Origin of the sequence: Aeromonas popoffii, from assembly GCF_037818705.1 — a bacterium.
Classification (GTDB): Bacteria; Pseudomonadota; Gammaproteobacteria; order Enterobacterales; family Aeromonadaceae; genus Aeromonas; species Aeromonas popoffii.
In genome coordinates this window covers 635,059-657,742 of record NZ_CP149129.1, presented here as the reverse complement: position 1 = coordinate 657,742, position 22,684 = coordinate 635,059, and the positions used below count along the sequence as shown (strand labels likewise).

Sequence of the window (22,684 nt, the reverse complement as noted above, 5' to 3'; positions counted from 1 at the left end):
TGTCACACCACACTGTTCAGGTTATCTATGTCAAAACATCTCATCGTGCTGGGCGCACTGGCGCTGTCCGGCTGCGCCCTGTTGTCGCCACCCACCGTCACCCCGGTGCACCTGGCCGATGCCAGCCAGCACGGCTTCTATATCGAGTGCAGCAGCATGGCAGCCTGTTTCCAGCAGGCCAACCAGACCTGCCCCCAGGGCTACCAGGAGACGGATCGCCGTCAGCAGACGCTCTACTCCACCCAGTACACGACGGGCAGCTATGACGAGAAAAAGAAGCTCTACAAGGCAGGCAAGCCATATCGCGTTGCCAATACGGTCCATTCGCTGACCATTCAGTGCCCCAAGGACTTGAGCATCACGCCGCGCTAGCAAGCAGCAAGCAACGAAAAAGGGCCCGCGGGCCCTTTTTCCAGAGCGGCAAAACCGTCTCAGCGCGTCGCCTCGGCATGCTGGCGGACCAGTTCGCGGCTCATGGCCTCCCGCATCTTGAACTTCTGCAGCTTGCCGGTCACCGTCATGGGGTACTCCTCCACAAAGCGGATGTATCTGGGAACCTTGAAGTAGGCGATGCGGGCCGAGAGAAAATGCTTGATCTCCTCCTCACTGACCACTTTATCCGGCCGGAGCTTGACCCAGGCGCACACCTCCTCACCGTAACGCTCGCTGTCGACACCGAACACGGCCGCATCCTGCACCGCTGGATGAGCGTAGAGTCGCTCCTCGATCTCTCGCGGATAGATGTTCTCGCCACCACGGATGATCAGCTCCTTGCTGCGCCCGACGATCTGCACATAACCCTCTTCATCCATGATGCCGATATCCCCCGAGTGCAGCCAGCCCTCCTCGTCGATGGTCTCCGCCGTCTTGGCAGGATCCTGCCAGTAACCCTTCATCACCCCGTTGCTACGACAACAGATCTCCCCCCGCTCGCCGATGGGCACCAATGTGCCACTCGGATCAACCAGCTTGATCTCGGTGTGATCGAGGGCGCGGCCGACCGTGGTAACACGCTTGTGCAGTGGCGCATCGATGGCGGTCATGTGGTTGATGGGACTGCACTCTGTCTGGCCGTAGGCAATCGTCACCTCGGTCATGTGCATCAGGGTCTGCACCTTGCGCATCAAGGGCTCAGGGCAGATGGCCCCGGCCATGATGCCAGTGCGCAGGGAGGAGAGATCAAACTCGGCAAAGCCGGGCAGCTCCAGCTCGGCGATAAACATGGTCGGCACGCCGTGCATGGCGGTGCAACGCTCCTCGCTCACCATCTGCAGAGTTGCCACAGGGTCGAACGCTTCCGAGGGAAACAGGGCGCAGGCCCCCACGCTGATGCAGACCAGGTTGCCGAGTACCATGCCGAAACAGTGATAGAGCGGCACCGGTATGCAGAGCTTGTCCTGCTCGCTGAACGCCATGCCACGCGCCACCTGGCGGCCGTTGTTGAGGATGTTGCTGTGGCTCAGGATCGCACCCTTGGGGTTGCCCGTGGTGCCCGAGGTGAACTGGATGTTGATGGCATCGTCCGGCTTGAGGCTCGCCGCCACCCGGGTAAGCCGGTCCGGATCCTGCTCGTCCCCCAGCGCCAGCACGGTACCGAAGTTGAGCATGCCGGCGGTGGCCTCCTCCCCGAGCCGGATCACCATCGCCAGGCTCGGCAGGCGGGCACTGACCAGCTGCCCGGGCGGCGAGCTGGCCAGTTCCGGGGCCAGCTCATTGAGCATGGCGAGGTAATCGCTGCCCTTGAAGGCACTGGCACAGATGAGGGCACGGCACCCCACGTTGTTGATGGCAAACTCCAGCTCGTAGCTGCGGTAGGCAGGATTGATACAGACCATGATGGCGCCGATGCGGGCGGTGGCGAACTGCACCAGACACCACTCTATGTTGTTTGGTGACCAGATGCCGACCCTGTCGCCCGGCTGGATGCCGAGCCCCAGCAAGCCCAGCGCCAACCTGTCTATCTGGGTGAGGTATTCGCGGTAGCTCCAGCGGATCTGCTGGTGACGCACCACAACAGCAGGCCTTTCGGGAAAGCGTTCCGCTATCTCTTGCAGGTATTCGCCTATGGTCTGATGAAGCAGGGGCTGATCGCAGGGACCGGTCCGGTAGCTGAGCAGTGAGGTCATGGGGTGACTCCTGGCCACGTTCGATTTGAATTGCCTACTGCTCGGCTGGCACGCTGTTTTCAGCTTGTTACATTAATGTAATTACCCACCATTAAAAAGACTCACTTTGGTCTAATGCCGACCACAAAAAACGGCCAACCCAGGTTGACCGTTTTGAATCCAGAGCAAGGGCCCTAGAACAACAGATGTGCTACACCGGCGATGACCGGCAAAGTGACCAGGGTGCGCAGCAGGAAAATGACAAACAGCTCCCACAGCTTGACCGGGATCTTGCTGCCCAGCAGCAGGGCACCCACTTCCGACATATAGATGAGCTGGGTGACCGACATGGCGGCGATCACGAACCGTGTGATGTCGCTCTCTATGGTCGATGCCAGCACGGCCGGGATGAACATGTCGGCGAAGCCCACCATGATGGTCTTGGAGGCCGCCTCGGCTTCCGGTAGCTGCAGCAGTTCCAGCAAGGGCACAAAGGGCGCCCCCAGCCAGTTGAAGATAGAGGTGTGCTCGGCCAGCATCAGGGCACAAGTCCCTATGGCCATCACCACCGGCAACACACCAAACACCATGTCGAGTGCATTCTTCACACCTTCTCGCGCCACCGCGCCCATGTCCGTCATGCTCTCGGCCTTGGTCAGCGCCCGCTCATAGCCGTAGCTCAGCACGCTGTGCTGATGAGGCACGGACTCCTGCTGGCGGCACAGGGGGCTGCCATCGGCATAGACATCCTTCTTCCAGGAGAGCGGTGGCAGGCGCGGCACCACGATGGCAGCCACCACTCCAGCCAGGCAGACGGTCAGGTAGAAGGGCACGAACATGTGCTCCAGCCTCACCTGGGAGATCACCACCAGACAGAAGGTGATGGACACTGCCGAGAAGGTGGTCCCTATGACGGCAGCCTCACGCTGGGTGTAGAACTTGCCTTCGTACTGCTTGCTGGTCAGCAGAATGCCGACGCTGCCATCCCCCAGCCAGGACGCGAAGCAATCCACGGCGGAACGGCCCGGCAGACGAAACACGGGGCGCATGATGCGGGTCATCATGGTGCCGACGAACTCCAACAGACCGAAATCCAGCAGCAGGGGCAACAGCAGGCCGGCGAAAATGAACACCGAGAACAGCACAGGCAACAGATCGTGCAGCACCAGACCACCGGTGGCATCGGAGCGCAGCACCTCGGGCCCGAACTCGAAGAAGGTCAGCAGCACGAACACACCGCCCAGCACCCGCACGCAGGCCCAGAAGGGAGGCACATTGAACAGGCTGTTGAGGAAAGGGCGTTGCACCAGGATGGCCGGCTTGAACAACCAGGCAATCAGCGTCATCAACATGGTGGTGGTGATGATGGCACTGACCATGGCCACCAGATAATCGGCAAATACCGTCTGCACCAGTTTCGCCAGCACGGCGACGGGTATGGTGACATTACCGTCATAAATGACGGGGGTCATGAACAGCAGGATCCCGATGAGTGACGGGATCAGGAACATCAGCACGTTGCGGCGGGTATTGAGCGCAGGTGCTTGCAGAGTCTTTTCCAGCATGGTTTACAGCCTTAATGTTACTTTTCCTTAGCCAGGCGAACCTGCATATTCATGCTTTCACCCAGCAAAACGGGCGCAAGAATACTCCAATAAAATGCACAAACAAGCCTTTAACGGATCATTTCAAGCATAAATATTTTTACAGGCAAACCTTCCATAAGAATGACCTCAAACAGACATGCATATCAATTCACTAAAAATAGTTAGCATATTGTTTCAATTAGGTTGCATTCAGGTGCGCAGTATAATCCGTTGCAGTTGGCAGGCAATAAGTGACATGAGAAATATATCTACATGGTGATCAAGCCAGTCTGGATGGACCCCATAAAAAAACCGAAGTCTGTTACCAGACTCCGGTTTTTCTCACCAATGGGCGAAGACGCCAGGCAGGACCGAGAGATCAGTCACGAACATAGATGACTTCAACGCCATCCTCGTCGTCATCATCCCAGTCATCATCATCATCGAGGGTCGCATCGAAGGCCAGGGAAGCCGCTGCAGCCTCCGCTTCGGCCTGGGCCAGCTGGTTCTTGTGGTAATCGTCCCACTTGAACTCCACCTTCTCGATGGCATCCTTGGCATCTTCTACCAGCGTACGCGGCATGGTATCCAGCAGATCCAGGATGTCATAGCACACCTTCTTGGTGCCTTCCTTGCTGATGGCCGTGATCTGGTAGACAGGGCCTTCGTAGGCCAGCGCAGCCTTGACGCGCTCCATCACCTCGACCGCTTCCTCTTCCAGGATCAGATCCATCTTGTTGAACACCAGCCAGCGCGGCTTGCCCGCCAGCTCGGGGCTGTATTTTTCCAGCTCCTTGACAATCGTCACGGCATTCACGGCCGGATCCGAGCCATCTACCGGGCAGATATCCACCAAGTGGAGCAGTACGCGGCAACGCTCCAGGTGCTTGAGGAAGCGGATCCCCAGACCTGCGCCTTCGGCGGCACCCTCGATCAGACCCGGAATGTCGGCGATCACGAAGGAGCGGGAGTTCTCGCCACGCACTACGCCCAGGTTCGGCACGAGTGTGGTGAAGGGGTAGTCAGCCACTTTGGGTCGGGCGGCAGACACTGCGCGGATAAAGGTAGACTTGCCTGCGTTGGGCAGACCCAGCATGCCGACGTCGGCCAGCAGCAACAGTTCCAGCTTCAGGGTACGAACTTCACCCGGCGTACCGCTGCTCTTCTGGCGTGGCGCCCGGTTGACGGAGCTCTTGAAGCGGGTGTTGCCCAGACCGTGGAACCCCCCCTTGGCAACCATCAACTTCTGACCATGGCTGGTCAAGTCGCCCAGTCGCTCACCGGTATCTTCATCACTGGCGCGGGTTCCGACAGGAACGCGCAGCACCTTGTCTTTGCCACGATGACCAGTACAGTTGGCACTGCGACCATTCTCACCGCGCTCGGCCGCATGGAAGCGCTCGAAACGGTAATCGATCAGGGTGTTCAGGTTTTCGTCGGCAATCAGATAGACATCGCCGCCATCGCCACCGTCTCCGCCATCCGGGCCGCCGTTGGGAACGTACAACTCCCGACGAAAACTGACACAACCGTTACCACCGTCACCGGCATCGACTCGAATCTGGACTTCATCAACAAACTTCATAGGTAACCGTCACCTTAATTCGAAAAACCGATACGCAATTATAGTGGTACAGGCCCCTGCGGGCGATACGCATCTTAGCGATGAATGCCTCGCGCAACACCAGGCACATCTGCGTTCCGTTTTTTCGTAAACTGCGTCAGAAAAACAAAAGCCCCGCCTGTTGGCGGGGCTTCGGATCCTTGCGGTCCGTAATTACTCAGCAACTATGCTAACGTACTTACGATTCAGCGGACCTTTAACTTCGAACAGGATCTTGCCAGTCGCTTTCGCGTACAGGGTGTGATCGGTGCCCAGACCAACGTTGGTGCCAGCGTGGAACTTGGTACCACGTTGACGAACGATGATGCTGCCTGCCAGAACTGTTTCGCCGCCGAAACGCTTAACGCCAAGGCGTTTAGCTTCAGAATCGCGACCGTTGCGGGATGAACCGCCAGCTTTTTTGTGTGCCATCTATCGGACTCCTCTAATTAAGCGCTGATGCCAGTGATTTTGACTTCAGTGAACCACTGACGGTGGCCCGCTTGCTTACGATGGTGCTTACGACGACGGAACTTGACGATAGTCACTTTCTCGCCACGGCCGTGAGCCACAACTTCAGCTACAACCTTGCCACCTTCAACGAAAGGAGCACCTACTTTAAAAGTGTCGCCTGCAGCAACCATCAGAACTTCGTTGAAGTCGATAGTAGCGCCAGTCTCAACGTTCAGCTTTTCCAGACGAACGATTTGACCTTCGGCCACACGGTGTTGTTTTCCGCCGCTTTGGAATACCGCGTACATTTGATTAACTCCGTAAAGGCGTGTCTTTTGCTCAAGGCCAGACACGCGCAAAAACCTATAACAATGGGCCGGCATTCTACGCAAATCGATTTGCTCAGGCAAGGCCAATTTAGCAAAAAGTTTATTTTGTGCGCATATCTGCCGCCGTGGATAAACGCTTAACTGTAACCCATTGTGAAATCGTGTAGAATCCCCGCCATTACTAAAACCGCAGTTATTGCTGCCGTCACGTTACGAGACTTATGGACCAACAGACTATCCGTGCGCTCTGTGCCGCCGACATGACGGCGGTGAATGAACTGATCCTGGCGAGACTTCAATCCGATGTCAGCCTGATCAACCAGCTGGGTTTCTATATTGTCAGTGCAGGCGGGAAACGGATGCGCCCCATGCTGACAGTGATGGCCGCCCGCGCACTGGGATACGAAGGTCAGGATCATCTCAAACTCGCCGCCATCATAGAATTTATCCACACCTCTACCCTGCTGCACGACGACGTGGTCGACGAATCCGACCTGCGCCGCGGCCGGGAAACCGCCAACGCCCTGTTTGGCAATGCCGCCAGCGTCCTGGTCGGTGACTACCTCTATAGTCGCTCCTTTCAGATGATGAGCGAACTCTCCAACCTGAAGGTGATGGAGATACTGTCGGATGCCACCAACACCATAGCCGAGGGCGAAGTGTTGCAGTTGATGAACTGCAACGATCCGGACACCACGGAACAGAGTTACATGACGGTCATCTACTGCAAGACCGCCAAGCTGTTCGAGGCCGCCACCCGCCTCGCTGCCGTGCTGACCCATCAGCCCGAGCCCATCGAGCAGGCCATGACCAACTATGGCAAGTATCTGGGTACCGCCTTCCAAATCATCGATGACGTGATGGACTACTGCTCCCAGAGCGATGAGATGGGCAAGAACGTTGGTGACGATCTGGCTGAAGGCAAGCCCACCCTGCCACTGCTGCGGGCCATGGAAGTTGGCTCGCCCGAAGAGCGTCAGCTGGTGCGCGATGCCATAGCGCACCGCAACGGCATGGAACATCTCGACCAGATCCTGGCCATTCTCGACCGTACAGGTGCGCTGGAGTACTCCCGCATGCGTGCCCGGCAAGAGGCCGACAAGGCCATCGCAGCGCTCGCCGTCCTGCCGGACTCCCAGCACAAGCAGGCGCTGGAAACCCTGGCCCAAATGGCGGTACAGCGTAGCGCCTGAGTCAACGACTCCTGCTGGATGAACAAGAGGCCCGTGGGCCTCTTTTTTATGGTCTGCGCTTTAGTTAGAGGCTGATCCAGCCTGATGGCTCAATGGCTCAACATCCAGATAATAACGGCGCCCGCTACCACCAGCGAGCCACCGATACGGCGCAGGTGTTCAGGTGACTGATCACTGAGCAGCCGCAGCATCTGCTGCCAGGCCCTCGGCATCAGCAGGGGGCCAAGCCCTTCAAACAGCAATAGCAGCCCCAGTCCCATCAACATGGATGTCAGCATCCCAGCTCCTTGCACAAAAAGCCGCCCTATCGGCGGGGGGCTGGCGCCATAAAGCAAAAGGGCCTGAATCATCAGGCCCTTTGGTCTTATTGCTTGTCTCTTACTGCTCGGTGCCGTTAGGCGACCTGAAGTAGCGGAAGAACTCGCTATCTGGCTTGAGCACCATCAGCTCGTTGCCACCGGCAAAGCTCTTGCGATAGGCCTCCATGCTACGCACGAAGCTGAAAAACTCGGGGTCTTTCTGGTAGCTGTCGGCATAGATCTTGGCGGCTTCCGCATCCCCTTCACCACGCAACTGACGCGCATTGCGCTCCGCGTCAGCGATCATGACGGTCACCTTGCGGTTGATGTTGGCACGCAGGATTTCGGCCTGCTCACGACCCTGTGAACGATGCTCACGGGCTACCGCAGTCCGCTCGGCACGCATCCGCTGAAAGATGGAGTTGGAGACTTCGACCGGCAGGTTGATCTGCTTGATCCGCACATCAACCACCTTGATGCCGAGCTCGGAGGAGCGCGCCATCCTCATCAGTGCATCTTCCATCACGGTACTGCGCTCACCAGAAACAATGTCCCTGATGGTGCGGTTACCTATCTCGGAGCGCAGACCGTTGTTTATCTTGCGCTTGAGCAGGTCTTCAGCCTGCATCTTATTGCCACCACCTGTTGCCAGGTAGAACCGGGAAAAGTCCTCAATCCTCCACTTCACATAGGAGTCGATGATGAGGTCTTTCTTCTCCGAGGTGACGAAGCGATCAGCCTGGCTGTCGATGGTCTGAATACGAGCATCCATCTTGCGAACCTGATCGATGAAGGGCACCTTGAAGTGCAGTCCTGGCTCAAAAAGCCGCGCTTCACCGGATTCAACCCGCTTCACCTTGCCAAACTGCACAACTATCCCTTTCTGCCCTTCATCAATCACAAAGATGGAGGAGAAGCCGATCATAGCGGCCACAGCGATGACACCAATAGCTATTTTTTTCATCTATTAGTTTCTCCCTGAGCTGAAACGATCGCCACTACGCAGCGGGATCGGTGTAGAGTTGGCCCCTTCGTTGGACGGAGGAATCGATTCAACCTCCGGAGTACCAGCCGGAAGAGCCGGTTGTACGGCATTTGCTTTGCCAGAGAGCTTGTCGAGCGGCAGATAGATCATGCTGTTGTTGCCAGCCGGCATGTCGACCACCACCTTGTTAGCTTGCTGATAGAGCTCTTCCATGGTTTCCAGATAGATACGCTTACGGGTCAGCTCAGGAGCCGCCTGATACGTGGGCAGCAGCGCGCTGAAACGAGCAACCTCACCCTGAGCCCTCAACACGACCTGGGACTTGTAAGCTTTCGCTTCCTGCTCCAGACGCTTGACTGAACCACGCGCCTTCGGCTCGACTTCACGAGCATAGGCTTCTGCTTCACGAATGAAGCGCTGTTCATCTTCCTGAGCGGAAATGGCGTCATCAAAAGCATCTTTCACCTCTTCCGGCGGACGAGCCGGCAAGAAGTTGACGTCGACGATTTGCAGACCCATTTGGTATGGCTCTATGATGTCATCGATCACCTGCCAGGTCTCCTGACGGACTCTTTCCCGACCAGTGGTCAGTACATCATCCATCCGGGTATGACCCACCACATAGCGCAGAGCGCTATCGGTAGCCTGGCTCAGACTCTCCTCGGCATTGGTGACGCTGAACAGGAACTGTTCCGGATTGACAACACGAAACTGCACGTCCATCTCGACCCGCACCACGTTTTCATCCTGAGTCAGCATAAAGCCGGAAGCAGGCAGAGAACGCACAGACTCCACATCCACCGGTATGACCCGATCGATAAAAGTCGGCTTCCAGCGCAAGCCCGGCTCTACGTTGTGAGAGTAAGCACCAAACCGCAGAATCACCCCTCGCTCAGCTTCACGAATGGTATAAAAGCCGCTGAGGACCCACACCACCACAGCGATCACCAAGACGATAGAGAGACCGAAACGTCCGATTTCACCACCTGACTTGCCACCCCCCAGCAAACCGCCAAAACGGCGGCTCACCTTGCGCAGCATCTCGTCCAGATCAGGGGGTCCCTGATTCTTGCCGTTGTTCCCCCAAGGGTCACGGTCTTTGCCGTTGTTTCCAGGCTCATTCCAAGCCATCAGCATCTCCATTAATACAAGCGGATGGATATCATCTCTATCTGGTCATCAATCGTTGATGAAGCGGGTAAGCATTCATCTTCATCCGCGACTCAATGCCTGATAAAGCGTTGTAAATTCTCACCTTCCTGTTTCACGAGGCGGTTCCAATCGGCTAATTGCAGCCGAACTTGCAACACAAAATCCCCCTCCTCGCTGAAACCTTCCTGCTCAATGCCTTTAAGGCGATAGAGCACACTTCGCAATCTGGCGGCCGAAGGAGGCAACTGCAGGGTATGATGCACCATGGAACCGGCCAGCAACTCGGTCAGAGCCGTAAACAGGGATTCACAGCCTTCCCCGGTCTGGGCCGACAACCAGAGACGCACAGGACGTCCCTCATCATCCCGTTCCAGACCTACCCGATGATCCACCAGCTTGTCGATCTTGTTGCAGATCATCAGCTGGGGTCTGTCATCGGCTTCAATCTCGGCCAACACCTGCTGCACGGAGTCGATATTCTCCTGCATCTGCTCATCGGCACAATCCACCACATGCAACAGCAGATCCGCTTCACGGGTCTCCTGCAGGGTCGCCTTGAAGGCCGCAACCAGATCATGGGGCAAGTGTCGAATAAATCCAACTGTATCAGCCAAAATCACATCACCCACATCCAGGATCACCAATTTACGCAGGGTGGGATCCAGAGTTGCGAACAATTGGTCGGCAGCATACACGCTGGCAGCTGTAAGTTGGTTGAACAAAGTGGACTTTCCGGCGTTGGTGTAACCCACCAGCGATACAGTCGGTACTTCGTTTCTGTTGCGGGCACGGCGGCCCTGTTCCCGCTGCTTGGCCACTTTGTCGAGCCGGCGCAAAATCGCCTTGATGCGCTCACGCAACAGACGACGGTCAGTTTCAAGCTGGGTTTCGCCCGGGCCGCGCAGACCGATCCCGCCCTTCTGACGCTCAAGGTGAGTCCAGCCTCGCACCAGGCGAGTAGAAAGATGGCGTAGCTGGGCCAGTTCGACCTGCAACTTGCCTTCGTGGGTACGGGCGCGCTGGGCAAAGATATCCAGAATCAGGCCGGTTCTGTCAACGACCCGACACTGGAACAGGCGTTCCAGGTTGCGCTCCTGGGCAGGAGTCAGGGCATGGTTGAAGATCACCACGTCTGCGCCCAGCATTTGCACCTGGGACGCGATCTCTTCAGCCTTGCCGCTGCCGACAAAAAATTTGGCGCTGGGTGCACTGCGGTTGGTGGTGACTACCCCCAACGCATTGACCCCAGCCGATCTCACCAACATCTTGAGCTCTTCCAGATCCTCCCGCTCACCCTCATCGCTGAAGTTGACATGTACCAGAACGGCCTGTTCGCCTGCTTCATAACGGTCAAACAAGCGCTTGCTCCTTGACAGGAATCATGATGAATCTGGGTTGGCGAGTCATCTCGCCCTGGGATATCACGCCTCGGCTTCACCCTGTTCTTCGCCAGCTGCGCCAGGGACGTGCTGGTGATGGTTGACGGCACGGGCCGGCACCACGGTGGAAATGGCGTGTTTGTAGACCATCTGGCTCACGGTGTTCTTCAGCAAAATGACAAACTGGTCAAACGATTCGATCTGCCCCTGCAGTTTGATGCCGTTCACCAAATAGATAGAAACAGGAATCCGCTCACGGCGCAGCGCATTCAAAAACGGGTCTTGGAGAGATTGCCCCTTAGCCATCTTCTTTTTCCTTATAGTTTGTTGTTTTTAAACACCGGATATCAATATAACAACCTGATTATACAGGAGTGTCAAGCCACACCGGCACGGGCCACGACCCTTGCCAGATTGCCAGACTCTCCAGATTCCAACCAGGTGATTTCAGGCCAACCGCGCAACCAGGTCATTTGACGCTTGGCCAACTGGCGGGTGGCAACAATTCCGCGATAGCGCATCTCATCATACTCCACTTCCCCTGCCAGGTAGTCCCACATTTGGCGGTAGCCAACGCAGCGAATAGCGGGCAGGTCAGGGGTGAGATCGCCGCGCTCATAGAGCGCCCTGACCTCTTGCTCGAACCCGCTTTGCAACATCTTGTCAAAGCGCTGTTCGATACGCTGGTGTAACAGGGCGCGATCGCTCGGAGCGATGGCAAACTGATGCACCCGATAGGGCAGCCCCGCCCCCTGCACTTGCGTAAGTTCAGTGAGCGTCTTGCCACTGATACGATACACCTCCAGTGCCCGGCTCAGACGCTGCGGGTCATTGGGATGAATGCGCGCCCCGGCGACCGGGTCTATGCGCACCAGCTCCTCGTGCAGCGCCTGCCAGCCGAGGCGGGCCGCCTCTTCCTCAATCCCGGCACGAATGACAGGGTCGGCGGATGGTAGCGGCGAGAGCCCCTCCAACAACGCCTTGAAATAGAGCATTGTCCCCCCCACCAGCAGCGGAATGCGGCCACGGGCCACTATGTCGTCCATCTCCCGCAGGGCATCGCGGCAAAAATCTGCCGCAGAATAGCTCAAGGCAGGATCGAGCATGTCGATCAGCTTATGGGGCGCCAGGGCCAGCTCGTGGGCGGTCGGCTTGGCGGTACCTATGTCCATGCCGCGATAGATGAGCGCAGAGTCCACGCTGATGATGTCGCAGGGCAGGGCCTGACACAGATTGATGGCGAGATCCGTCTTGCCGGAGGCCGTCGGCCCCATCAGAAAAATTGCAGTCGGCAAGTCAGCCACGTGAAAAACTCCCCTTGCATGGTCACCACCAGAGCGGGCACACCTGCAAAAAACATATCTATTGGTCAAAGAGGCGGCCATCCCGCCCCTCAGTTGCCATCGGCAAACTCGGCCAGCACGCTTGCCAACGACACAGGGCGCACCATGCGCGTGTCTGCCAGTTGGTCACTGAAATCGGTCACAAGTTCCATCAGCAAACGACTGGCAGTTGAAAAATCATATACTTTTTCGCGAGTTATCCCCTGCTCTACCAACCATTGGCATAATACTTCAGCCAGCTGGCTAGCATCACTGTCAGATCCGCTCTCGATAATTTGCAATAATTCGGGTAATAACCGCACCAGATCGGTTTGACGCAGCAAGGCTGGCACCCGAGTCAGGATCATGGTGTCGCGCCCCCCGTTTTTCAACTCCAGTCCCATGCGGGTGAGCAAACGCTCCTGCTCTTCAACCAGCGCTATCAAGTTCTTGGGCAACTTGAAGGAGACCGGCAGTAGCAGCGGTTGCGCCGCCAGTCCCTGCCCCCAGGCCTCCAGCAGCCAGTTGCGCAGCAGCAGGCGCTCGGCCCGCACCAGCGAGAGCAGTGCCAGTTGACCATCTCGCGCCAGCAGCAGATAAGCCTGCTCCACCAGGATGAGCGCCCGCCAGACTCCGGGCGCGGCCTGAACGGCTGCGTTGGAGGTCGCCACCGGGGTAGCGGGTACGACAGACGCGGACCCCGCATCAGATAGGGTGGTGAGCAGCGCCCCCATGCCACGCATCGCATCCCGGCTGGGCGGCTCGGGCGGCTGATAATTGCTGGCACGAGCCACGCCCCCTTCTCGCACTTCATTCGTCGCAGCCGGAGTCCGATAATTGTGCTCGGCGCCGTACCACTCGGGACGAGGCGCCTGGCCCGGGTATTCAATCTGCCCGCTGACCGGCAGCTCGACCAGGGTCTCGGCCAGCAGTTCGCCCTGTTCGGCTCTGGCGGCCGCCTCCCGGTGCAGGGCTGTGAACAGCGCCTGGAAGATGAAGTCGTGGATGAGGCGTGCCTGATGGAAACGCACCTCGTGCTTGGCCGGATGGACGTTCACATCCACCTGATGGGGATCCAGCTCGATATAGAGCACATAGGCGGCGAAGCGATCGGCAGGCAGCAGCTCGTCATAGGCCTGGCGGATGGCGTGATTGATGAGCTTGTCGCGCATCATGCGGCCGTTCACATAGGTGTATTGCAGGTCGTTCTGCGGTCTGGCCCCCTCAGGGGTCGCCAGCCAGCCCCGCAGGCGCACGTCGCTGTGCTCGCTTTCCACCGCCAGCGCGTGGTGCATGAAGGGGGTGCCACAGACAGCGGCCAGGCGGCGCTCCTGCTCAGGTACCGTATTGGCAGCCTTGTACTGGCGCATCACCTTGCCGTTGTGGCGCAGGATCAGGGTGACATCGAAACGGGAGAGCGCGATGCGACGCACCAGCTCGTCGATATGGGCAAACTCGGTCTTTTCGCTGCGCATGAATTTGCGCCGCGCGGGCGTATTGAAGAAGAGATCCACCACTTCCACTGTGGTCCCCACCGGGTGGGCCGCGGGCTTGACGGTGACCTGCATCTCACGCCCTTCCGCCTGGGCTTGCCAGGCCTCGGACTGATCCAGGGTGCGGGAGGTGAAGGTGAGACGAGAAACCGAGCTGATGGAGGCGAGCGCCTCGCCGCGAAACCCCAGGCTGCAGATCCCTTCCAGATCATCCAGGGTCGCCACCTTGGAGGTGGCGTGACGCGACAACGCCAGCACCAGCTCGTCTTTGGCGACGCCGCAGCCGTTGTCACGGATGCGGATCAGCTTGGCACCGCCCTTGTCGATGTCAATCTCGACCCGGTCGGCACCCGCGTCCAGGCTGTTTTCCACCAGCTCCTTGACGACCGAAGAGGGCCGCTCCACCACCTCTCCTGCGGCAATCTGGTTGGCCAGGATCGGCGGTAAAATACGGATCGGCATGGCTTACTCCTGACCTTTGGTCTTGCGGGATCCAGACACTGTTACCACTGAGCAGGACCGATCCACCCTCTCTCCGGCAGCAATCTGGTTGGCCAGGAAAGGCGATAAAACAGGGATCGGTATGGCTGCTCCCGGTTGCTATTTTTGGGGGATATAGAGCACCTGCCCTATCTGGATATCCCGTGATTTGAGTTTGTTGATCTCCACCAGCCGCGCCTGGCTCACCCCGAACTTCTCGGCAAGGCGAGAGAGGCTCTGGCCACGGGTGACCACGTGGCGGATCATCTTGGCCTTGTCGTTGCTCTGCACGCTGCTGACCGGCATGCTCGGCTCCTTGGCTGCCACCACATACGGCTTGATCACACCGGCGCCGGACGAGCTGCTGACGCTGCTGACCGGGGCACCACCATCGCGGCTGCGGTTTGGTTCTGTGGCCGGCATCCGGTTGGTCATCACGGGCTGCGACTGCACCTGCGCGGGTTTGCTCACCGCCACAGGTCTGCTGACCGCAGCTGGCTTGCTGGCCTGCCCCTTGCCGGTCAGCATGGCCCCCTTGGTCGGGTGGGCACGGTAGTAGTTGCGGATGCCCTCGAAGATGGCGCGAGCCAGCTGATCCTGATAAGCGGGGGTAGCCAGCAGCTGCTCCTCCGCATGGTTGGAGATAAAGCCTGTCTCCACCAGTACAGAGGGGATGTCCGGTGCTTTGAGCACTGCCAGACTGGCGTGCTCCGGCGCCTTCTTGTGCAACCTGGCCACCTTGCCCATGGAACGCAGGATCTGGCGGCTGACGTCGTACCCCTCGGCACGGGACTTGTCCATGGAGAGATCGAGGAAGGTCTGTGCCAGATAGGGGTTTGGATCGGACTCGGCCAATACCTTACCCACCCCGCCCAACAGCTCACCCTGTTTCTCCTGCTTCTCCAGCCAGCTGCCCATCTCGCGATTGGCACGATTGGTCGACAGCACCCAGACCGAGGCTCCCCGCGGGGTGGCGTTGTGGAAACTGTCAGCGTGCACCGACACCAGCAAGTCGGCCTTGGCCTTGCGGGCTATCTCGGAGCGCTTGTTCAGATCGACGAAGTAGTCGCCACGACGGGTAAGCACGGCGCGCATGCCGGGTTCCCTGTCGATGAGTGCAGCCAACTTCTGGGAAACCGCCAGGGTGACCCGCTTCTCATAAGTGCGGCGTGGACCGATGGAACCCGGATCTTCCCCGCCATGGCCCGGATCGATGGCGATAACCACGCCTCGGCCCTTGCCGGCCACTGGCGTAGCCTGCACGGCGACGGAGGCTTTCTCTTCATAAGGCAGGTCGATCACCAGCCGATGACCATAGGGGCCAGCCGGCGCCAGCGGAAAGACCACAGGCTTGATGGTGGAGCTCAAGTCCAGCACCAGTCGCAGGCCACCCTTCTCCAGCGGTGAACTCTCGCGGATCTTGCGCACCAGCTCGCTCTTGTTCTCGATGCGGGCCAGATTGGTGACGTTGTTCGCCCCTTTGAGGTCGATCACCAGCCGATCCGGGCCGGTCAGAGTGAAGTAGTTGTAATTGGGGGCGCTGCTCATGTCGAGTACCACCCGGGTGTTATCCGGCGATGGCCACACCCGCACACTCTTGAGCTGATTCGCCCAGGAGGGTAAGGCCATCAGAGAGAGGACAATAACAAGGATCACGCGCACGTAGATGACAACCGTTCCAGAATGGCTTCGCCAATCGCAGTGCGAGCCTCTATCAGAGCCTCACGCTGCTCGTTTACATAAGTCAGGGTAATGTCCAGATCGGAAACCGGCAGCCAGCCTTCACCCTTTTCTGGCCACTCCACCAGACAGAGGGTATTGGCGGCAAAGTAGTCCCGAATGCCCATGAACTCCAGCTCTTCCGGATCGGCCAGGCGGTAGAGATCGAAGTGGTAAACCTGCCACTCGGCCAGTTCATAGGGCTCGACCAGGGTGTAGGTCGGGCTCTTGACCTTGCCCTGATGGCCCAGCCCCTGCACCCAGCCACGGGTCAGGGTGGTTTTTCCGGCCCCGAGGGTGCCATGCAAGAACACCGTGGTCGCCTGCTGGCAGGCGTGTGCCAGACGGCCACCCAGTGCCACTGTTGCTGCCTCATCCGGCAGTGTCATCATCAACTGTTTTGCCATGTTCTTCTTTAACTTGTTATGGTGTCGGGATTAACCAGTCGACGGATAAAAGGCAGCAGATCTGATGCCAGCATGCCCCGTTCTCCGTCTGCGGCGGCCAGATCGGCCGCTTCCCCGTGGATCACTGCGCCCAGCCGGGTTGCCTCAACGGCAGACCAGCCCTGGGCCAAAAGGGCGGCGATTATACCAGATAACAGATCGCCCATGCCGCCACTGGCCATGCCGGGATTGCCCTCGTCACAGAGCGCTATCCCCTTGCCATCACAGATGAGCGTGCCCGCCCCCTTGAGCAGTACGACACCGCCAAAAACGTGCTGCAAGCGCCGCACGGCGGCAAAACGATCTGCTGCAATCTCGGCAATCGAGCAGCCCAGCAGGCGGGCCGCCTCACCCGGGTGAGGCGTAAGCACCCAATTATCCTGATGACGGGGACATTGCGCCAGCCAATTCAATCCATCGGCGTCCAATACCAGCGGTGTCTCCCCACTGACCAAGGACTCAAAATGGCGGCGGCCCCATTCATCCTGACCCAGTCCCGGCCCCACCAGTCGCACCGAGGCCCAGCCTTCATCCGCATCAGCCTGCGTATCCATCAACTCGGCTTGATGGAGACTGACGGGCCCATGACTCGGGTGCTGACATACCCGTACCAGACCGGCCCCCGCCCGCAGGCAGGCAAGACCCGCCAGCACGATGGCGCCCTGCATGCCCACATTGCCCCCCACCAGCAGCACCTTGCCGTGAGACCCCTTGTGGGCAGAGCGCTGGCGCGGCGTCAGCAGGTGTTTGAGGCCGGGATAATCGATCCGTTCGGCGGTCGCTTCCAGGCCAGCCTCCGGCGTCACGCCGAGGGGATCGCAATCGAGCCGGCCGACACCATCCACCCCCTCGCCGGTGAGCATGCCCTGCTTGATGCCGATGAAGGTAAGGGTGCGGCTGGCACGGACCAATGCCCCCATGGCAAGGCCCGTATCGGCATCGAGGCCGGAGGGGAGATCCACCGCCAACACGGGTGCCGGCAAGCCATTGATTGTTGCGACGATCTTTGTCAAAGGCAAGGAGAGGGGGGCATGAACACCCGTGCCGAGCAGTGCGTCTATCACCAGATCTGGCGACGGCAGTGAATCAAGCTCGCTCGCGCCGGCCATCAGCACAGTTCCCCCCAGCGCCAGCCACTCATCCGCAGCCCGTCTGGCATCCCCTTTCAGCTCGGCGGGGTCCCTCGCGGCGATAACCTGAGGCTCGAGACCGATCTGCCTGGCGAGACGGGCCAGCACATAGCCGTCCCCCCCGTTGTTGCCGGGGCCGACAAAGATCCACCAGTTGCGGCTCTGCGGCCAATGGTGGGTGGCATAGGTGCGCAGCGCCGCACCTGCACGCTCCATCAGGGCATAAAGTGCCTGCCCTTCACGCTCGGCCCAGCGCAGCTCCAGCGCGCGGATCTGTTCAGTCCGCCACAGTGATCGTGGTAAACTGCGCACCTCTTTACCGCTGATAGTATCCCTGATGACCTTTACCATGACGGCTCCTGACTTTCATCCATTGACCCTGGCTGACACGCTCCGGGCATCCGGTGCGGCAGATTTTCACTGCCGGTTGACCCGGGACATCAAGCCTTTGGACCAGATGCCGCATGAGCACACCTGATTTTCACCGCAGGTTGACCCGGGACATCGAACCTTTGGGACTGAATGCAACATGAGCACGCCTGATTTTCACCGCAGGTTGACCCGGGACATCAAGCCTTTGGGGCTGGATGCAGCATGAGCACACCTGATTTGCAGCAGTTGGCCCACGATATCAAGCTATGGGCGAGCGAGCTAGGATTTGACCAGATCGGCATCACGGACACGGATCTCAGCCTCGAAGAGCCCAGGTTGCAGGCTTGGCTGGATGCCGGCCATCACGGCAGCATGGACTACATGGCCCGCCACGGCATGATGCGAGCCAGGCCCCACGAACTGCTGCCGGGCACCCTACGGGTGCTCTCGGTACGGATGAACTACCTGCCTTTCGAGGCCGGTTTTGCCGCCACCCTGCGCGACCCGACCCTCGGCTACATCAGCCGCTACGCCCTCGGCCGCGACTACCACAAGGTGCTGCGCAACCGCCTCAAGCAGCTGGGGGAGCGGATCGAGCAGCGCTGCCAGGCGCTGTTTCACACCGACCAGGACACCATGGGAGAGTGGCGCCCCTTCGTCGACTCGGCCCCCATACTGGAGCGGCCACTGGCCGCCAAGGCGGGACTAGGCTGGATTGGCAAGCATTCACTGTTGCTCAACGAGTCGGCGGGTTCCTTCTTCTTTCTGGGGGAGCTGCTGATCAGCCTGCCGCTCCCCCTGGATGCCCCGGTGGAAAAAGAGCTGTGCGGCAAGTGCGTGGCCTGTATCAATATCTGCCCGACCGGCGCCATCGTCGCCCCCTATGTGGTGGATGGGCGCCGCTGCATCTCCTACCTCACCATAGAGAACGACGGCCCCATCCCGGAAGAGTTCAGGCCGCTGATGGGCAATCGCATCTATGGTTGTGACGATTGCCAGCTCATCTGCCCCTGGAATCGCTATGCGAATGTAAGCCCGGAACCCGACTTCAAAGCGCGCCCCAACCTGCACCGCCCCCCCCTGCTAGAGCTGTGGCGCTGGAGCGAGAGCGAGTTTCTCAAGCACACTGAGGGGAGCCCGATCCGGCGTATCGGCTATCAGCGCTGGCGCCGCAACCTGGCGGTGGCACTCGGCAACGGCCCGGCCATCCCCGACGTGATAGCGGCGTTGCAACTCGCGCTGGACGAGGCTGAGCCCATGGTGGCCGAACACATAACGTGGGCGCTGGCAACCCTGGCCCGGCGCCAGCAGGATGACAGCAAAAAAACCCGTTTGCTGATCCGTTGCATCGAAAAAGGTTTACCAGATCACGCATAAGCGGTCTGCCCCTTGCCGGATACACGTCATTTTTTCATGCTCTGTCGACGGTAAAGCGTCGGCACTATAAAAGGAACAATCTGATGCAGATGTTGGGAGTGGATATCGGTGGCTCAGGGATCAAGGGATGCCTGGTCGATACCGAAACGGGCGAGCTGATTGGCGAGCGCCATCGTCTGGTGACACCGCAACCGGCCACCCCGGCCGCCGTGGCACATACCCTCAAGGCACTGGTAGAACATTTCCAATGGAAGGGCCCGGTGGGCTGCGGCTTTCCCGCCACCATCCACAACGGCATCGCCAAGAGTGCGGCCAACATCGACAAGCGCTGGGTTGAGACCGATGCCGCTCACCTGTTTGCCGATGTGACCGGCCTGCCCTGCCATGTGCTCAACGATGCCGATGCGGCTGGCTTGGCCGAGATGCGCTTCGGTACCGGCAAGGATCGCAAGGGCGTCATCATACTCGTCACAATCGGCACCGGCATAGGCACAGCCGTGTTCGTCAATGGCCAGCTGCTGCCCAACACCGAGCTGGGCCACCTGATGCTGGAGGGCAAGGTTGCCGAGCACTACTGCTCCGATGCGGTGCGCAAACGCGAGGATCTCTCCTGGGGCCGCTGGGGCAAACGCTTTAACAAATACCTAGCCAGGCTGGAGTTTCTGTTCTCCCCCGACCTCTTCATTCTGGGGGGCGGCAGCTCCTCCAAGCTCGATAAGTTCATCGACAAGATTGAGACCCGGGCCCCCTGGTAGCGGCCGCCAACCTCAATCAGGCCGGTATCATAGGCGCCGCCCTCCATGCGGCCGAACGCACCGCCGAGCAGCAGTAAGGCGGCATCCCCACCTTGGGTCGATCATAGAAAAGGCCCGGCAGATGCTGGGCCTCTCTCATTACACCTGTGTAGCTAGAGGTCGTCGAGCCAATGCCTCCGTGCACCAGCCGGGTCAGGCGGGTCTGCTCGTGCGATGACAGCGCACTCGTCTCTTGCGTCGGACACTCGCGGGCCAGGTGGCCCAGCTCGCCGATGAGTTTCTCCTCCTGACGACACACCTGCTGCACTATGTCCTGAGTCTGGGCATGGCAGGCACCGACCAAGAAAGCAGCGATAAGAACAAAGTGGAATGATTTGTGCCGATCCGGTCGCGATGGCAGCATGACCAGGCAAATCTGAATCGAGACTAATAAAGAAGGATATAAGAACACATTTACCATGTGATATTCGGCAATATGGCTACACTGCCAAATACAATATTGATGTGAACCAGATCACCGTTCGCGTTAGTCGGCAGACGGGAATCCTTAGCACTTTTTTAGACGTCTAAACGTCTAAATCAGCATTGACACAGCCATCCAGACATCTTAGCATCATCCTCCATGATGACAGAGTAACCCAGTGGAACCTCTGCCCAATTCACCCGCCTGTAGCGCCCTGTGCTTTAAGGCTGTTAGCACGGAAGAATCCATGATTAAGTTGAACGGTCTCAACAAAGTCTACGGTAAAGGCAGTGATGCCGTGCACGCCCTGCGTGACGTGAGCCTGCATGTGCCACAAGGCAAAATTTTCGGGGTGATCGGCGCCTCAGGGGCTGGCAAGAGTACCCTCATTCGTTGTGTCAACCTGCTGGAGCGCCCGACAGAGGGCCAGGTCATCGTCGATGGCCAGGACTTGGTCGCCCTGCCGGAGCGGGAGCTGACCCTGGCCCGCCGCCAGATCGGCATGATTTTTCAGCACTTCAACCTGCTCTCCTCCCGTACCGTGTTCGCCAATATCGCGTTCCCGCTGGAACTGGCGGGCTGGAGCAAGGCCCAAATACGGGCCCGGGTTGATGAATTGCTGGCCCTGGTCGGGCTGGAAGCCCGCGCGCATGCCTATCCGTCCGAGCTGTCAGGCGGCCAGAAACAGCGCGTCGCCATCGCCCGCGCCCTGGCACCGGCTCCCAAGGTATTACTGTGTGACGAAGCCACTTCGGCCCTGGATCCGCAGACTACCCGTTCGATCCTGAGCCTGCTCAAGGAGATCAACGTCAAACTGGGGCTCACCATCTTGCTCATCACCCATGAGATGGACGTGGTGAAGGGGATCTGTGATGACGTAGCCATCATCAGCGACGGCAGTCTGATCGAGCAGGGCGAGGTCGCCTGGTTCTTCAGCAATGCCAAGACCCAGCTGGCACGGGACTTCATCCACTCCACCATACATCTGGAGGTGCCGCAGGAGTATCAGGACAGGCTAAGTGCAGAGCGGGTGGCCAACAGTTATCCGCTGGTGAAGCTCGGCTTTACCGGTAGCACAGTCGATACGCCACTGATTTCCGAGGCGAGCCGTCGCTTCAACATCGATATCAGCATACTGAGCGCCGATATCGAGTACGCCGGGGGCGTCAAGTTCGGCTTCCTGCTGGCAGAATTGTTCGGGGATGAGGCCCAGTGCAAGGCGACCCAGCAGTTCCTGATCGACAACCATATTCAGCTGGAGGTAATGGGTTATGTCCGCAGCAATGACTGATCTACTCATCACTGCCCTCAAGGGATGCCAGACGCAGTCCCTGATCACAATCGCATTCAGCTGGAGGTAATGGGTTATGTCCGAAGCAATGATTAATCTGCTGGTCACAGCACTCGGCGATACCCTGCTGATGGTGTTTGCCTCCGCCCTGTTTGGCTGCCTGCTCGGCCTGCCGCTGGGTGTTGCACTGCACGTGACCAAGGCGGGCCAGATCCTGGCCAACCCGGTCCTGAACAAGTTGCTCGGCATCCTGGTCAACATTGGCCGCTCAGTGCCCTTCATCATTCTGCTGGTCGCCATCATTCCGCTGACCCGGCTGATCGTCGGCACCAGCATAGGCACCATAGCCGCCATAGTGCCGCTGACCATAGGTGCCGTGCCCTTCATCGCCCGTCTGGTGGAAGGCGCCCTGATGGAGGTGCCGGACGGCTTGCTGGAAGCGGCCAAGGCCATGGGTGCCAAACCCTTGCAAATCATTACCAAGGTGCTGCTGCCCGAGGCCCTGCCCGGCATCGTTAACAGCGTCACTATTACCCTGGTCACGCTGGTGAACTACTCCGCCATGGCCGGTGCCATCGGCGGCGGTGGTCTGGGTGATGTGGGTATTCGCTACGGCTATCAGCGCTTTGACCCCACCGTCATGCTGGCAACCGTCGTCATTCTGGTTTTACTGGTTCAACTCATCCAGAGCGCAGGTGAGCGCCTGGTCAACACATGTGATCATCGTTAATCGTCGATTGCTGACAGGAGGT

21 protein-coding genes and 1 pseudogene are annotated in these 22,684 nt (G+C 59.0%); 6 read left to right on the top strand and 16 right to left on the bottom strand.

The genetic code is table 11. From position 1 onward, the window contains the following. Positions 1-27 precede the first annotated feature (27 nt). Entirely contained in the window at positions 28-372 is a 345-nt protein-coding gene (locus WJM78_RS03125; protein ID WP_042035112.1) for a hypothetical protein, read from the top strand. 59 nt (positions 373-431) lie between these two features. Here the strand turns inward: WJM78_RS03125 and WJM78_RS03120 are convergent, their stop codons facing one another. The 5 genes from WJM78_RS03120 to rplU form a co-directional block, all read right to left on the bottom strand. Then, positions 432-2,126, bottom strand: coding sequence for an AMP-binding protein (locus WJM78_RS03120; protein WP_339013482.1), 1,695 nt, complete (start codon positions 2,124-2,126; stop codon positions 432-434). A gap of 173 nt (positions 2,127-2,299) precedes the next feature. Continuing rightward, entirely contained in the window at positions 2,300-3,670 is a 1,371-nt protein-coding gene (locus WJM78_RS03115) for a YjiH family protein (RefSeq protein WP_339013479.1), read from the bottom strand. 400 nt (positions 3,671-4,070) lie between these two features. Then, positions 4,071-5,276 carry an Obg family GTPase CgtA gene (gene cgtA / locus WJM78_RS03110; RefSeq protein WP_042035118.1) on the bottom strand — a complete coding sequence of 402 codons (1,206 nt, stop codon included), beginning with the start codon at positions 5,274-5,276 and terminating at the stop codon, positions 4,071-4,073. A gap of 192 nt (positions 5,277-5,468) precedes the next feature. Further along, on the bottom strand, positions 5,469-5,726 hold the full coding sequence (gene rpmA / locus WJM78_RS03105; RefSeq protein WP_005311678.1) for a 50S ribosomal protein L27: 258 nt from the start codon (positions 5,724-5,726) through the stop codon (positions 5,469-5,471). Positions 5,727-5,743: 17 nt separating this feature from the next. Beyond that, positions 5,744-6,055: a 50S ribosomal protein L21 gene (rplU, locus tag WJM78_RS03100; RefSeq protein WP_005304210.1), complete on the bottom strand. Its 312-nt coding sequence runs from the start codon at positions 6,053-6,055 to the stop codon at positions 5,744-5,746. A gap of 242 nt (positions 6,056-6,297) precedes the next feature. On the opposite strand from rplU, the gene ispB reads away from it, so the two are divergent. Continuing rightward, on the top strand, positions 6,298-7,269 hold the full coding sequence (ispB, locus tag WJM78_RS03095) for an octaprenyl diphosphate synthase (protein ID WP_042035121.1): 972 nt from the start codon (positions 6,298-6,300) through the stop codon (positions 7,267-7,269). 89 nt (positions 7,270-7,358) lie between these two features. Here ispB and WJM78_RS03090 read toward each other — a convergent pair whose 3' ends face one another. The 10 genes from WJM78_RS03090 to WJM78_RS03045 all read right to left on the bottom strand — a co-directional run bounded on the left by WJM78_RS03090 (position 7,359) and on the right by WJM78_RS03045 (position 18,025). Then, complete coding sequence (locus tag WJM78_RS03090) at positions 7,359-7,547, bottom strand: DUF2065 domain-containing protein (RefSeq protein ID WP_042035122.1); 189 nt, start codon at positions 7,545-7,547, stop codon at positions 7,359-7,361. Between the two features lie 100 nt (positions 7,548-7,647). Next, the gene (gene hflC / locus WJM78_RS03085; protein WP_042035123.1) at positions 7,648-8,532 is read right to left on the bottom strand and encodes a protease modulator HflC; all 885 of its coding nucleotides are present in this window, start codon (positions 8,530-8,532) and stop codon (positions 7,648-7,650) included. Between the two features lie 3 nt (positions 8,533-8,535). Further along, positions 8,536-9,684, bottom strand: a complete 1,149-nt coding sequence (gene hflK, locus WJM78_RS03080; protein ID WP_042035138.1) for an FtsH protease activity modulator HflK — start codon at positions 9,682-9,684, stop codon at positions 8,536-8,538. 92 nt (positions 9,685-9,776) lie between these two features. Next, positions 9,777-11,063 carry a ribosome rescue GTPase HflX gene (gene hflX / locus WJM78_RS03075; RefSeq protein ID WP_339013476.1) on the bottom strand — a complete coding sequence of 429 codons (1,287 nt, stop codon included), beginning with the start codon at positions 11,061-11,063 and terminating at the stop codon, positions 9,777-9,779. A 63-nt stretch (positions 11,064-11,126) separates the two neighbouring features. After that, complete coding sequence (gene hfq, locus WJM78_RS03070) at positions 11,127-11,390, bottom strand: RNA chaperone Hfq (RefSeq protein WP_005311664.1); 264 nt, start codon at positions 11,388-11,390, stop codon at positions 11,127-11,129. A gap of 71 nt (positions 11,391-11,461) precedes the next feature. Beyond that, the gene (gene miaA, locus WJM78_RS03065; RefSeq protein ID WP_084204585.1) at positions 11,462-12,379 is read right to left on the bottom strand and encodes a tRNA (adenosine(37)-N6)-dimethylallyltransferase MiaA; all 918 of its coding nucleotides are present in this window, start codon (positions 12,377-12,379) and stop codon (positions 11,462-11,464) included. 98 nt (positions 12,380-12,477) lie between these two features. Then, positions 12,478-14,361, bottom strand: a complete 1,884-nt coding sequence (gene mutL, locus WJM78_RS03060) for a DNA mismatch repair endonuclease MutL (RefSeq protein ID WP_339013475.1) — start codon at positions 14,359-14,361, stop codon at positions 12,478-12,480. Between the two features lie 138 nt (positions 14,362-14,499). Continuing rightward, positions 14,500-16,041: an N-acetylmuramoyl-L-alanine amidase gene (locus WJM78_RS03055; protein ID WP_275929291.1), complete on the bottom strand. Its 1,542-nt coding sequence runs from the start codon at positions 16,039-16,041 to the stop codon at positions 14,500-14,502. Beyond that, positions 16,032-16,505 carry a tRNA (adenosine(37)-N6)-threonylcarbamoyltransferase complex ATPase subunit type 1 TsaE gene (gene tsaE / locus WJM78_RS03050; protein ID WP_042035128.1) on the bottom strand — a complete coding sequence of 158 codons (474 nt, stop codon included), beginning with the start codon at positions 16,503-16,505 and terminating at the stop codon, positions 16,032-16,034. Before tsaE ends, WJM78_RS03055 begins: the two co-directional genes overlap by 10 nt. 8 nt (positions 16,506-16,513) lie before the next feature. Further along, positions 16,514-18,025: an NAD(P)H-hydrate dehydratase gene (locus WJM78_RS03045; protein ID WP_339013471.1), complete on the bottom strand. Its 1,512-nt coding sequence runs from the start codon at positions 18,023-18,025 to the stop codon at positions 16,514-16,516. A 243-nt stretch (positions 18,026-18,268) separates the two neighbouring features. Between WJM78_RS03045 and queG the strand changes: the two genes are divergently transcribed. Both queG and ppgK read left to right on the top strand, forming a co-directional pair. After that, on the top strand, positions 18,269-19,423 hold the full coding sequence (gene queG / locus WJM78_RS03040; RefSeq protein ID WP_042035130.1) for a tRNA epoxyqueuosine(34) reductase QueG: 1,155 nt from the start codon (positions 18,269-18,271) through the stop codon (positions 19,421-19,423). An 83-nt stretch (positions 19,424-19,506) separates the two neighbouring features. After that, positions 19,507-20,255 (top strand): annotated as a pseudogene (gene ppgK / locus WJM78_RS03035) (polyphosphate--glucose phosphotransferase). Here ppgK and WJM78_RS03030 read toward each other — a convergent pair. Then, positions 20,195-20,581 carry a hypothetical protein gene (locus tag WJM78_RS03030; RefSeq protein ID WP_339016005.1) on the bottom strand — a complete coding sequence of 129 codons (387 nt, stop codon included), beginning with the start codon at positions 20,579-20,581 and terminating at the stop codon, positions 20,195-20,197. The pseudogene ppgK and the gene WJM78_RS03030 overlap by 61 nt on opposite strands. A 307-nt stretch (positions 20,582-20,888) precedes the next feature. Here WJM78_RS03030 and metN point away from each other — a divergent pair, with 307 nt between their 5' ends. Both metN and WJM78_RS03020 read left to right on the top strand, forming a co-directional pair. Further along, the gene (gene metN, locus WJM78_RS03025) at positions 20,889-21,932 is read left to right on the top strand and encodes a methionine ABC transporter ATP-binding protein MetN (RefSeq protein WP_275929288.1); all 1,044 of its coding nucleotides are present in this window, start codon (positions 20,889-20,891) and stop codon (positions 21,930-21,932) included. A gap of 76 nt (positions 21,933-22,008) precedes the next feature. Then, on the top strand, positions 22,009-22,662 hold the full coding sequence (locus tag WJM78_RS03020) for a methionine ABC transporter permease (RefSeq protein ID WP_042035134.1): 654 nt from the start codon (positions 22,009-22,011) through the stop codon (positions 22,660-22,662). Positions 22,663-22,684: the final 22 nt, after the last annotated feature.